Source organism: Flavobacterium sp. (assembly GCF_027484705.1).
In the GTDB taxonomy this organism is placed as follows: Bacteria; Bacteroidota; Bacteroidia; order Flavobacteriales; family Flavobacteriaceae; genus Flavobacterium.
In genome coordinates this window covers 54,388-68,229 of the sequence record NZ_JAIXSL010000024.1, presented here as the reverse complement: position 1 = coordinate 68,229, position 13,842 = coordinate 54,388, and the positions used below count along the sequence as shown (strand labels likewise).

Here is a 13,842-nt window from a genome sequence, read left to right as displayed (position 1 = left end):
AAGAAAAGGCGTAAAGATTAAATTCTTTGCGCCTTTTTTTGTTTGTCGTGGATTTGGTTATGCGGTTATTTGTTGATTCGAATAACCGAATAACCGAATCCACAAATCCACAATGATTTAAAACAATGTAATCTGTCCGTCGTCATCCAGTTGGATGTCTTCGTCGGCAATATCGGGTTGGGTTTCTCCGATCACTTCTATGGTTTCTAGAACTTCTTCCGGTGCTTCGTAAGGCAATGGTTCCAACAGATTCACTTGCTTTAATTTATCCGTCGTGAGTTGATTTCCTAAAGCCTTAAAGCCTTTGACCGTGATGAATGCTTCGAGATCGACCACTTGGTTTTCCTTTTGCACGCCTTTGACCTTATTGAACACCAATTCTGCCACTGGTCTGTAATCCGTAGCGACGATTTCCAATTGCGAATTCGGATGCTCCGTAATGAAGCTTTCCTCCTTGCCTTCGCTTTCGACGAGGAAACGTTTCACATAATAGCGCTCTTTTTCGCCGTCGTAATAAATCGCTGAAATCGGTTTGCTTGGAATCCATTTTTCAAGCACGACCATGTCTTCATCAAAATGCGTCGTAAGTTCTGGAATGATCACTTTGAGTTTTCCGGTTTGTGAAATCACGAGGATTTTGTCGCTCGGACGGAATTCCCCAAGCAATTCACCACGCGCGTCGGTATTGAGTTTCTGCACCGTATCGTCGAACCATATTTTTCTTGGCAACAACGTCGAAATACCTTTTTCCTTAATTTCAATTTTCTTAATTGGGTATTTCGTCACCAGATTTCCTTTCGAAGCACGGCCTTTAATCGCAATACTTGCAAAATCTAAATCCCATTTGAGCTTTTTGATGCTGCCAACCTGACGCAATAAAACTGTAATTACTTCGGCTTCCCCATTCGGATTGCAAGTAAAATACAAAATCTGCGAACCTTTGGTTTCATTGGTCAGATCGTATAATTTATCGCGCGTCACACCCGAAACATTGAATCGTTTGATGTAAGCCGGGCCGTTTTTCCCGTCGCGGTAAATCATGTTGTAGATCGTGCGTTTGTCGCTCTTGTCAAACACCGCCACGTGAATGATGTCTTTGCCGACGAATTTCTTATCATCGACTTTTGAAATCATCATATTACCATCGCGCAGGAATACGATGATGTCGTCGATGTCAGAACAATCGGTCACATATTCGTCTTTCTTGAGTCCGGTTCCGATGAAACCTTCCTCGCGGTTCACATACAATTTGGTGTTTCTCAAAACGACTTTCGTCGCTTCAATATCGTCGAAAATCCTGAGTTCGGTCTGGCGTTCGCGGCCTTTGCCATATTTCTCTTTGAGTTTGGTAAAGTATGCAATCGCGAAATCGGTCAAATGTTCCAAATCGTGTTTGACTTGTTCGATGTCGCCTTCCAACGCGTCGATTTTGTCCTGCGCCTTATTGCTGTCGAATTTCGAAATACGCATGATCTTGATTTCGGTCAAGCGCAAAATATCTTCTTCGGTAATCGCTCTTTTCAACGGTTTGACGAAAGGTTTCAAGCCTTCATCGATCGCGGAAATCACGCCTTCTTTGGTCGTTTCTTCCTCAATCAGACGGTAAATCCTGTTCTCGATGAAAATGCGTTCGAGTGACAGAAAATGCCATTGTTCTTCAAGTTCGCCGAGCTGAATTTCAAGTTCGCTTTTGAGCAATTGTACCGTGCGTTCGGTTGAAATCTTCAACATATGCGAAACGCCTACGAACAAAGGTTTGTTGTCTTCAATGACGCAACCCAAAGGCGCGACAGAAGTCTCACAAGCCGTGAAGGCAAACAGCGCATCAATCGTTTTATCGGGAGAAACGCCGGGATATAAATGAATTAGAATTTCGACTTCAGCAGCCGTATTGTCTTCGATTTTCTTGATTTTGATTTTACCTTTTTCATTGGCTTTCAAAATGCTGTCGATCAAAGTCGTCGTATTGGTCGAATACGGAATCTGCGTAATGACCAAAGTGTTTTTATCAAGTTGCCCGATTTTCGCACGAACCCGAACGCGACCGCCGCGCATTCCATCGTTATAATTAGAAACATCGGCAATTCCGGCCGTTTGGAAATCAGGAAAAATCTGGAAAGGTTTGCCTTTTAAAATCTTAATCGACGCATCGATAAGCTCATTGAAATTGTGCGGCAACACTTTCGTCGACAAACCCACCGCAATCCCTTCAGCACCTTGCGCCAAAAGCAACGGAAATTTTACGGGAAGGTTGTTCGGTTCCGCTCTTCTTCCGTCATAAGAAACGCCCCAATCGGTGATTTTCGGCGAATATAAAACCTCCAACGCAAACTTCGACAAACGCGCCTCGATATAACGCGAAGCCGCGGCGCCATCGCCTGTGAGGATGTTTCCCCAGTTTCCCTGACAATCGATCAGCAATTCTTTCTGGCCAATCTGCACCATCGCGTCGCTGATACTTTGGTCACCGTGCGGATGGTACTGCATCGTGTGCCCAACGACATTCGCCACTTTGTTGTAACGGCCGTCATCAAGTTCTTTGAGCGAATGCATGATACGGCGCTGTACGGGTTTGAAACCGTCCTCAATCGCAGGAACCGCGCGCTCTAAGATGACATACGAAGCATAATCGAGGAACCAGTCTTTATACATTCCGGTAACCTTGGTAATCGTATCGCTGGCGTCTTCGTCGTTTTCGTAAAAATGATGCTCAGAAGTTGGTGCTACTGCCTCGGAAAGTTCCTCTTGGGAATTTTCGTCAGTGCCGTCATTTTCCAAATCATCGTTAGTGTTTTCGTCTTCTTCGTCTTTCATTAATGCTGAATTATTTTCAGAATTTTAGTATTTTATTTTAGAAGCTTTTCCTGCTTTTCACTATATCTTTTTCCGTCTAAAGAAGCCGGAAAAAGGATGCCGTTACAATCAGGGCTAGGGCTTTCGTTACCATTGATTAATTCGCTTCCACGACATCGAGTTCCACCTTCAGATTGTGGATGATGAATTCCTGTCGGTCGGGCGTATTTTTCCCCATATAGAACGACAGCAACTGCTCTACCGAAGTGTTCTTATCCATCATAATCGGATCGAGTCGGATCGTTTCTCCGATGAAGTTTTTGAACTCGTCGGGCGAAATTTCTCCCAATCCTTTAAATCGCGTAATCTCAGGCTTCGGTTTGAGTTTTTCAATCGCATTTCTGCGCTCTTCGTCAGAATAGCAATAAATCGTTTCTTTTTTATTTCTGACGCGGAACAATGGCGTCTGCAAGATATACAAATGCCCTTCTTTAATCAATTCAGGAAAAAACTGCAGGAAAAACGTAATCAGCAACAAACGGATGTGCATCCCATCGACATCGGCATCGGTCGCAATCACGATATTGTTGTAACGCAAGTTTTCCATGTCATCTTCAATATCCAAAGCGGCTTGCAACAAATTGAATTCCTCGTTCTCATACACAATTTTCTTGCTCATGCCGTAAGAGTTCAAAGGCTTACCGCGCAAACTGAACACGGCCTGCGTATTGACATCACGCGATTTGGTGATCGAACCCGAAGCCGAATCTCCCTCAGTGATAAACAAAGTACTTTCGAGGTAACGCGGGTTTTTGATGTCCGACAAATGCACGCGGCAATCGCGCAGTTTCTTATTGTGCAAACTTGACTTTTTCGCACGGTCTTTGGCAAGTTTTCTGATTCCGGATAACTCTTTACGTTCGCGTTCGGCCTGTAAAATCTTGCGCAACAGCAAATCGGCGGTTTCAGGATTTTTATGCAGGAAATTGTCTAATTTGGTTTTGATGAAATCATTGACGAACGTACGCACGGAGGGCATTCCGGGTTCAGAACCCATATCGGTCGAGCCCAGTTTGGTTTTGGTCTGCGATTCGAAAACCGGTTCCATGACCTTCACACTAACGGCACTGACGATTGATTTTCTGATATCCGAAGGCTCAAAACCTTTGTTGTAAAACTCGCGGATCGTTTTGACAATCGCTTCACGGAAAGCCACGAGATGCGTTCCGCCCTGGGTCGTATTTTGTCCATTCACAAACGAATGGTATTCTTCTGAATATTGTGATTTACTGTGCGTAATCGCTACTTCGATATCATCGCCAAGCAAGTGAATGATTGGATAAACCATGTCTTCAATCGCGATATTCTCATCGAGCAAATCTTTCAGACCGTTGTCGGAATAGAATTTCTCCCCGTTGTAGATGATCGTCAAACCCGTATTCAGATAACAGTAATTCTTCAACATCTTGATTACATACTCGTTTCGGAATTTGTAATTCTTGAAGATGGCTTCATCGGGAATAAACGTAACTTTGGTTCCTTTGCGTTTGGTCGTCTCGATGACATCTTCTTCGAGTACCAGATTACCACCGTTGAATTCCGCGGCTTTTTGTTTGTCATCACGCACGGATTCTACGCGGAAATAATTCGACAAAGCATTGACGGCTTTCGTACCGACACCGTTAAGCCCAACTGATTTTTTAAACGCTAGCGAATCGTATTTTCCACCGGTATTCATTTTAGAAACCACATCAACGACTTTCCCTAACGGAATGCCACGACCGTAATCGCGCACCGAAACAGTTTTGTCTTTGATCGTGACTTCGATGGTTTTTCCCGAGCCCATGACAAACTCATCGATACAGTTGTCGATGACTTCTTTGAGCAAGATATAAATACCGTCATCAGGCGACGAACCATCGCCGAGTTTTCCGATATACATTCCGGGCCGCATGCGGATGTGTTCTTTCCAGTCTAGCGAGCGGATATTGTCTTCCGTATATTGATTTTGTTCGGACATAGCAGATTTTAAGGAATGACGCTAATGTAAGCTATCTCAGCAAAAATCGGAAGTGCTACGACGTAAAGTTATTAAGATGATATTGACAGTGTTTTCGGGATTTCAGGGAATAATTTTATAAGCCACGACAGACTCATGATTGACATAAATCGTCAGAAATCCGCGGTTTCTTTTCGTCAGCGGAATGTGAAATGTGGCGGTCTTTCCATCGCGTTCCACTGTCACCAGATTGCCTTTACCATCATTGCTGAACACATAGGCAATCTGATCATTTTCAGGCAAGTCAGCGATACTGAATGTAATGTCTTGGGTTTCTTTGATGGAAAAGATGCCGTTTTCCGGAGTGAGAAATTCATAGCCGGATTTGAGATACCGCCCGTAATATAGCGGAAGCGCCGCAAAATCCTGCGCGGTCTTATCGGTCATCAGATAGCGTTTGTCATCAGGAAAGTGGTTCAGGAAAAAGATTCCGGGTGGCGTAAAAAAGTACGCGTCGTTGAACTGCTGGATCATTTTTCCGGATTCGAGGTTCATCATACCTGAAGCCCAAGTCACATCGATGAAGCGCCACGCATCGCCAACTTTTACAGCATTCCACGCATGGTCGCTCGTCGTGGGTAATTTGCCGATATGCACCAGATTGGTTTTAGAAGTTCCGACGATGGTCATACATTTCAAGCCAGAAAGTTCGCAAACCGTATGGAACAGCGCCGTATAATCCTGACAAACGCCTTTTTTAGTGCGCAATAATGCAACGGCTCCGTCGCGACGGAATTTTTGTTCTTTGACAATACGGTCTTCCTCGCTTGTAAACGAATAAGCCATTTTAGGATTGTTCAATTGCGATTGGAATGCTTTAAGATCATAACGGATGTTGAGCGCAATCCAGGTGAAAATGGCGCGCGCTTTTTCTTCTTCGGTCGTGAAATCGGTTTTGATTTTCTCCGCGAGTTTTTCGGGCGACGTGAACGATTTCGGGTAATTGGCTACAGCGTCATCAATCGTTTTGTAGGATTGGGAATAACCGCTGGCGGCAAAAAACAGCATTAAGAGACAGCTCAAAACCATCTTATTCAGGAATCGTTTTTTCATTATTGAATTTGGATTGGTCGTGAAAATCATTACTGATGATAACGAAAAAACATAAGTTTATATTGCCGAAGCGATTAAAGATCATAAGACCAACCAACCAACAGATTATACGAATTAGAGCGTACGGTATTGTTGTTAAAAGTATTGTTCTTGTTGGTTTGGAACAGTCCGAGATTGTTTCTGAACTCGACTACGATGCTGCTTTTGTTTTTTAACTGGAAAACTTTCCCAATGCCTGAAGTGATACCAAAATCGAATTTGTTGTTATAATCGGTTGTAGATTCTGTGTAATTTTGAGAGGTTATACCATCGGAGGCACTTCCTTCAAATTCAGAATCGAGCAGGTAACCAAAAAACGGCCCGCCATTGATGAAAAATCCGTGGGTATTTTTGAATTCGTATTTGAGCAATACCGGTAAAGTCAGATAATTATAATGGAACTTAAAATTAATATCAGCCTCCGTAAATGCCGGATCTGGAAACTCCTGCACTACCGTATGCGTGCTTCCCTTACTGCTTTTTTTATCATATGATAAATTGGTTTTGATCGATAAGTTTTCACTGAGGTAATACTCGTAAGAAAGCCCGACCAAGATACCGGTTTCGTACCCGTAATCTACATTTGGCACATCCATATTGCGGAATGCGGAATAAGTTACTCCTGTGTTGATGCCAAATTTCTGGCGGTGTTGCGCGAAGGAAAGGCTCGTAAACAATGACATTAAGAACAGGAACACGATTGATTTTTTCATGGGATTTTACGGATTGTATGTTTATAAGAGCGCAATATATTATTTCTTTTGGATTGTTGCTTAATAGACTGTAAGATTTAGGACAGACTTTAATTTGGAAACGAATACCTGCCCCGGATGGCAATGGAAAGCATTTTTGCCCAAACGCTATTTTTTGCCGTGCTGAAAACGCGACCCACGGAAGCGCTTTTCGGTGCGAGCAAAAAAAGGGTTTCGGTGAAAATCTTGGGAATGGACAGCCGGTTGATGGCCCTGAAATTAAGGATTGTAATACTTCCGCAATTTCATATTAAGTTCTTTCGGGTTGAACGGCTTGATGATGTATTCGTTGATGCCGATCTGCAACGCGCGGTCGAGATAGCCGAACGAAGCCGAAGCCGTGAGCGCAATGATCGGAATGAGTTTGTCGGTCTGGCGAATCGCCGTGGTGGCGTCGTAACCGTCCATGACGGGCATCGAAAGATCCATGAGGATGACGTCGTATTTGTTGTTGTTGAATTTCTCGACACCGATGAGCCCGTTTTCTGCCAAATCTACGTCAACGTCCCATTGGCCCATGATTTTCTGCGCGATTTTGATGTTGATTAAATTATCTTCGACCAGTAATACTTTGAGCCCTTTGAGGTTTTCTTCTTTGTAATCTTCCTGCAAATCATGCGTATTGACGGCGTTCTGTTTGATGTCGATGGGCAGATGCATCGTGAAATAGAAGTTGGAACCCACACCGAGTTCGCTTTCAAATTTGATTTCAGAACCAAGTAAACTCAAGAGTTTTTTGGTGATGACAAGTCCTAAACCGGTGCCGCCATAAAGCCGCGAAGTTTTGGTTTCGGCTTGGGTGAATTTCTCAAAAATGGATTGGAAATTCTCTTTATCGATGCCGATGCCGTTGTCGATGACTTCGACTTTGAAAGTGGAGAATTTGTTCTGTACGGCGATTTGTTTGAGTTTGATCGTGATGGTTCCGTCGTAAGTAAATTTAACTGCGTTCGATACGAGATTCGTAATGACTTGGTTGATGCGCAGCGGATCGCTGATCAGGTTGGGTACAAAATCAGGATCGACGACGACTTCAATTTTATTGAGGTTTTCAGACGCACGGGCTTCCATCGATTTGGCGATTTGTTGTGCGAGTTGTTCGAGATTGAACGGGATTTTTTCGATATCGACTTTTCCCGCTTCGATTTTGCTGAAGTCCAGAATGTCATTGATCAACAAAAATAAATTCTGCGCCGAATTCTTAAGCACTTCGATATTCTCATGGAAACTCTGCAGCGAATTTTCCTTTTCCATGATGTAAATCAGTCCGATGATCGCATTAAGCGGCGTGCGGATTTCGTGGCTCATCGTCGATAGGAATTCGGACTTGGCTTCATTGGCTTCCTCGGCCATCGCTTTGGAATTGAAGAGTTGCTGCTGAAATTCTTTTTTAAGTTCGATTTCTTTGTGAAGGATATCGAGCAAACCATCGAGATTGTCATTGTGCTCGAGGTCTTTTCCTGCTCCGTTGAGCTGTTGGATTGCGGCGATAAGTTTGTCCTGAAAAACTACTTTTTTGTCTAATTCCTCTTTGAGTTTGGCGTTGCTTTCGATGAGTTCCTTCCGCGTGAGCTGCGAGGTTTTCTTAGACGATTTCGCAACTTTTTCGTGGTTTAGATACGTTTGATTGACTTCATTAATAAAATTCTGAATTTCAGGAAGGTTATCTGAGAGTACTTTCGATAAGTGGTTATCGATTTGAATCTTGAGCTTGTGATGTAAAGGCGCATTACTCATCATATCGGATATTTCTTCATTCCGGCGGTATTACGACCGAAACTATGTAGTAGGATTTAGGGTCGCATAAAGTAACGCAAAGCTAGACTAAAAAACAAAAAAACCCGTAAAATAATTTACGAGCTTTTCTATTTTGATTACGTATAAATACTGACACTACACATTGAAGCGGAAATGCATCACATCGCCGTCTTTGACGATGTATTCTTTCCCTTCCACACGCAGTTTTCCAGCTTCTTTTACTTTGGCTTCGGAACCGAAAGACACGAAATCATCATAAGCAATCACTTCGGCACGGATGAATCCTTTTTCAAAATCGGTATGAATAACACCAGCGGCTTGTGGTGCGGTGGCACCGATATTAATCGTCCAAGCTCTGACTTCTTTGACGCCGGCGGTGAAATAAGTTTGTTGTTTCAACAATTTATAGGCGGCACGAATCAGTACTGAAGAACCCGGTTCGCTCAATCCTAAATCTTCCAGAAACATTTTGCGTTCTTCATAAGTTTCGAGTTCGGTGATGTCGGCTTCTGTTCCTACGGCGAGCACAATAACTTCGGCATTTTCGTCTTTAACGAGTTCGCGGATTTGATCCACGTACGTATTTCCACTGACAGCGGAACCTTCGTCTACATTGCAGACATAAAGCACCGGTTTTGAAGTGATCAGTTGGAAGTTTTCCATGAGTTCTTCTTCGTCGTGGTTTTGCGGGATAACGGTTCTTGCGGATTTCGCCTGCAATAAAGTTTCGCGGATTCTGTCGAGCAACCCTTTCTCTACTTGTGCTTCTTTGTTTCCTGTTTTCGCAGCGCGGTTGACTTTTTCTAGACGTTTTTCAACGGTTTCAAGGTCTTTCAGTTGCAATTCGATATCGATGGTTTCTTTGTCGCGGATCGGATTCACATTGCCATCAACGTGCACAATATTGTCATTGTCGAAGCAACGCAACACGTGGATAATCGCGTTACATTCGCGGATATTTCCTAAAAACTGGTTCCCCAAACCTTCGCCTTTACTCGCGCCTTTGACCAAACCGGCAATATCGACGATATCGACCGTTGCCATCTGCACACGCTCGGGTTTTACAAGTTCTTCGAGTTTTTCGATTCTCGGATCAGGAACGTTCACCACTCCAATATTCGGTTCGATGGTACAAAACGGGAAGTTGGCACTTTGCGCTTTGGCGTTCGACAAACAATTAAACAACGTTGATTTTCCTACGTTCGGCAATCCTACAATTCCTGCTTTCATATGCTTGGGTTTACGGAAAACTTAGCGTTGACCGTGATTATTCGTTAAAAAAAGTGTGCAAATATAAGCTTTAAAATGGTTTTTGAAAGCAAGATTTTTTCTAATTCTGTTCTTCGATGCTGCTGATGATTTTTTGTTCTTCATCAGTCGCGGTGAGCCCGGATTCGTTCCAGTAGTCGGACAGGATCACATCTTTCTTGTTGTAAAGCGTTTTGTCTTTGTAGACTTCGCTGTCTTTGTAGGCATAGTTTTGCGTACTGAAATTAGTAGTCAGGAAGTAATTGCGCACCTGAATGTCTTTGTTGTGGTCTTTTTCGATTTTCTCAAAACCGATTTCCTCTTTCGAACACAATAGATAGTAATTGTTGTTTTGGAGTTTGTAAATCGTTTTGAACGAAGACTGGTTGATGTTGCGCGAACCGCGGCTCGTTTTGTCCTTCATTTTAGACAATACCATCGGCGAAACCACCGAACTGACTTCGATGATGATTTTTTTGTGCGGATCATAAATGATCGAGAAATCGTCAAGCAAACCCGTCGCTGTTTCGTTGGGAATGGCGCTAATAATGTTGAGCTCTTTGTTTTTAGAATACACTTTGATCACGAAATCATATTCCTTTTTGGCCTGCGCTTCGAGTAGCGGATTGAGGTATTTGAAGTTGTAATAATTCTCCATGATGTCGTTGAGATTATAACCCAGCAAATCATCCGAAATGTTCTCTTCTATCAAGCTTTTGGATCGGTTCTGTTCGACCAGTAGCACCGCATTGATTTTTCTCGATTTGTCAAGCAGCTGGAAATTCATCAAACCGTCATTATAATAGGAATAGTTGCCATTGAGTTTGAAAAATTCCCTCGAATAGACTTTGAGCCGGCCCGGAATCGTAAGCCGTTGCTTGGAATTTTCAATCAAAGACGCCAGTATTTTCTGCGGATGTTTTTTAGTGACGACAATCTCATCAAGATCATTGATATTGTTCTTGAGATAAATGACTGTGGATTTGTCTTTGAGCACAATGGATCTAATAGTAACGCCAAGATAAGAAGGATGTTTGATTTGGATGCTCGACACCCCGTTGAGTTCGAAAGTCACGACGCCATTGGCATTGCTGAGTAGGTTCTGCTTAGTTTTCAATATCGAAACAGTGGCGTCTTCAATCGGCGCTTCGGTGTCTTTGTCTTTTAGGATGATGGATTTCTCAACACTTTGTGAAAAGGTGTCGATGCTCAAAATCAAAAAAAACAACAGCAAGACCTTGCGTAACATATAATTTGAAATTTTAACAAACCTAATGAAAAATTTATCTTAAATACCGACAAACTACAACATTATTTAAGCTAAAAATATAAATTGGATACGAAATTCCAAAAAAAATCCTGAAATAAATTCAGGATGTTGGTTATTCGTTGTGCAGAAAAGCTTGTCGGTTGAGCAGCGTTTCCTCGCTTTCCACATGGTTATCATCTGGAATACAGCAATCTACAGGACAAACGGCGGCACATTGCGGTTCGTCATGAAAACCTTTGCATTCGGTGCATTTGCTCGGAACAATATAATAGATATCGTCAGAAACCGGAGTCTGCGCGGCATCGGCATCGACTTCCGTTCCGTCAGGCAAGATGACTTTCCCTTTAAGTTTCGTTCCGTCTTTATAACGCCAGTCATCAGCGCCTTCATAGATTGCAGTGTTTGGGCACTCCGGTTCGCAGGCGCCGCAATTGATACATTCGTCGGTAATTATAATAGCCATTTCTTTTGCTTTAAGCTGTAGGCCTTACACTTTAAGCAGCAAGCATATTGCTTAAAGCTTATTGCATATAGCCATTAATAGTTTATTTTTGCGCAAAATTACAATCAAATCCATTCATATACAAGCAAACCCATGATGCAAATCGATAAAAAAAAATGTTTTGTGCAGCTCGGGAAATTCCTGTCGCAGTTTTCGAAAAATGATGCCCATCAAAAAGCGGATGTTTTGCACAACGATTTGTTCTTCAATCCGTTTCTAGACTTAATCCAATTGTCGCAATCGCACAATGGCTGGTATACTCCGGAACAGGTTTATTTTGCGATCCAGTCGTGGGCCGAAGCTTTGACGGAAGAAAATCTAAACACATGGTTAGCTGATTATGATTTGTCAAATGTAAAACCTAAAACGATTGGGTTAATTCTTGCCGGAAATATTCCATTGGTAGGTTTTCACGATTTTCTTTCGGTGCTGATTTCGGGGCATCAGGTGCTTGTGAAAACTTCCTCGAACGACCAGCATTTATTGCCGTTTTTAGCCAAATATCTGATGGCTGTCGAACCTGAATTGAAAAACAAAATCACTTTCGTTGAAGGGAAACTCGAAAATTTCGATGGCGTAATCGCAACAGGAAGCAACAACACGGCGCGTTATTTTGAATTTTATTTCAAAGACAAACCGAGCATCATCCGCAAATCCAGAAATTCGATTGCCGTTTTGAACGGACACGAAACCAAAGAACAATTGGTTGCTTTGGGCGAAGATATTTTCCGTTATTTCGGATTGGGTTGCCGCAATGTTTCGAAATTGTTTGTGCCGAAAGGTTATGATTTCTCTTCGTTTTTTGAAGCGATTTTCGAATATCAGGACGTCATTCATTACGAGAAATACGCCAACAATTACGATTACAACAAAGCGGTTTTTTTGATGAGCAATTTCAAATTACTCGACAACGGATTTCTGACGATTAAGGAAGATTTGAGCCATGCTTCGCCGATTTCGAGTGTTTTTTATGAATATTATGACAATCTTGATGAAGTTCAAAAACGATTGAACGTCGATCAGGAAATCATCCAATGCATCGTTTCCAATGATTTGGTGCAAAACAGCATTGCGTTCGGAACCACGCAAAAACCGAAACTTTGGGATTATGCTGATAATGTGGATACCATGGCTTTTCTTATAAATTTGTAAAAAAGCATCAAACTACATCGTTTTTGTTGATAAATCTCATGAATAAATTACAAATACTCTCGGTTATTACAACCCTATTCCCGAAATTTGCGACTTAATTTTTTGACATGACAACAGATACCATGAAAAAGCATAACTACAGCGCGGGTCCGTGCATCTTGCCTCAGGAAGTTTTTGAGCAATCGGCCGCGGCGGTTTTAGATTTTAACCATTCCGGTTTATCGATTTTGGAAATCTCGCACAGAAGCAAGGATTTTGTAGCGGTGATGGACGAAGCCAGAGCTTTGGCGTTGGAATTACTCGGGCTGACCGGAAAAGGCTATCAGGCTTTGTTCTTAAGCAGTGGCGCGAGTTTAGAGTTTCTGATGGTGCCTTACAATCTGATGAAAGTCGATGGTAAAGCCGCTTATTTAGACACCGGAACCTGGGCGAGCAATGCGATCACGGAAGCAAAAGCTTTTGGCGAAACGGTGGTGGTGGCTTCTTCAAAAAATGACAATTACACACACATTCCTAAAGAGTATACGATTCCTGCCGATGCGGATTATTTCCACTGCACGAGCAACAATACGATTTTCGGAACGCAGATGAAAAGCTTTCCAAAAACAGACATTCCTGTAGTTTGCGACATGAGTTCGGATATTTTCTCCCGAGTGATTGATTTCACCCAATTCGATTTGATCTACGCCGGCGCGCAAAAAAATATGGGCCCAGCAGGTACAACTTTGGTTGTGGTTAAAGAAGAAATTTTAGGAAAAACAGGACGTGCCATTCCAGCGATTTTGGATTACCAAAAACACATCAAAGCGGAAAGCATGTACAACACACCAGCCGTATTCCCGATTTATGTTTCGTTGTTGACGCTCAAATGGCTCAAAGCCAAAGGCGGGATAGCTGCGATTGAAAAAGAGAATGACGCCAAAGCAGCTTTGTTGTATGCGGAAATCGACAGAAATCCATATTTCAAAGGGCCAGTTGCGAAAGAAGACAGAAGCAACATGAACGCCGTCTTCCTTTTGAATGACGAAGCGCACACGCCAATTTTCGATTCTTTGTGGAAAGAAGCCGGAATTTCAGGCATTACCGGACACCGTTCTGTGGGCGGTTACCGAGCTTCGATGTATAATGCGTTGCCGATTGAAAGCGTACAGGTTTTGGTGGATGTGATGCAGGATTTCGAAAAGAAAGTTTCGGGAACCAAATTCTAGAAACAAAG

10 protein-coding genes are annotated in these 13,842 nt (G+C 42.7%); 2 read left to right on the top strand and 8 right to left on the bottom strand.

Going from position 1 to position 13,842, the window contains the following annotated elements; genetic code table 11:
- Positions 1-117: 117 nt before the first annotated feature.
- The 8 genes from Q0058_RS13810 to Q0058_RS13775 form a co-directional block, all read right to left on the bottom strand.
- Positions 118-2,814 carry a DNA gyrase/topoisomerase IV subunit A gene (locus Q0058_RS13810; protein ID WP_298224935.1) on the bottom strand — a complete coding sequence of 899 codons (2,697 nt, stop codon included), beginning with the start codon at positions 2,812-2,814 and terminating at the stop codon, positions 118-120.
- Between the two features lie 136 nt (positions 2,815-2,950).
- The gene (locus tag Q0058_RS13805; RefSeq protein ID WP_298224933.1) at positions 2,951-4,813 is read right to left on the bottom strand and encodes a DNA topoisomerase IV subunit B; all 1,863 of its coding nucleotides are present in this window, start codon (positions 4,811-4,813) and stop codon (positions 2,951-2,953) included.
- Between the two features lie 102 nt (positions 4,814-4,915).
- Positions 4,916-5,905, bottom strand: coding sequence for a transglutaminase domain-containing protein (locus Q0058_RS13800; protein ID WP_298224931.1), 990 nt, complete (start codon positions 5,903-5,905; stop codon positions 4,916-4,918).
- Positions 5,906-5,979: 74 nt separating this feature from the next.
- Complete coding sequence (locus tag Q0058_RS13795) at positions 5,980-6,657, bottom strand: porin family protein (protein WP_298224929.1); 678 nt, start codon at positions 6,655-6,657, stop codon at positions 5,980-5,982.
- 258 nt (positions 6,658-6,915) lie between these two features.
- Entirely contained in the window at positions 6,916-8,436 is a 1,521-nt protein-coding gene (locus Q0058_RS13790) for a response regulator (protein ID WP_298224927.1), read from the bottom strand.
- Between the two features lie 153 nt (positions 8,437-8,589).
- Entirely contained in the window at positions 8,590-9,684 is a 1,095-nt protein-coding gene (ychF, locus tag Q0058_RS13785) for a redox-regulated ATPase YchF (RefSeq protein ID WP_298224925.1), read from the bottom strand.
- Positions 9,685-9,784: 100 nt separating this feature from the next.
- Positions 9,785-10,951, bottom strand: a complete 1,167-nt coding sequence (locus Q0058_RS13780) for a hypothetical protein (RefSeq protein WP_298224923.1) — start codon at positions 10,949-10,951, stop codon at positions 9,785-9,787.
- A 133-nt stretch (positions 10,952-11,084) separates the two neighbouring features.
- Positions 11,085-11,435: a 4Fe-4S dicluster domain-containing protein gene (locus Q0058_RS13775; RefSeq protein WP_298224922.1), complete on the bottom strand. Its 351-nt coding sequence runs from the start codon at positions 11,433-11,435 to the stop codon at positions 11,085-11,087.
- Between the two features lie 132 nt (positions 11,436-11,567).
- Between Q0058_RS13775 and Q0058_RS13770 the strand changes: the two genes are divergently transcribed.
- A complete protein-coding gene (locus tag Q0058_RS13770; RefSeq protein ID WP_298224921.1) occupies positions 11,568-12,626 on the top strand; it encodes an acyl-CoA reductase in 1,059 nt (352 codons plus the stop codon).
- A gap of 122 nt (positions 12,627-12,748) precedes the next feature.
- Positions 12,749-13,834, top strand: coding sequence for a 3-phosphoserine/phosphohydroxythreonine transaminase (serC, locus tag Q0058_RS13765; RefSeq protein ID WP_298225206.1), 1,086 nt, complete (start codon positions 12,749-12,751; stop codon positions 13,832-13,834).
- Positions 13,835-13,842 lie beyond the last annotated feature (8 nt).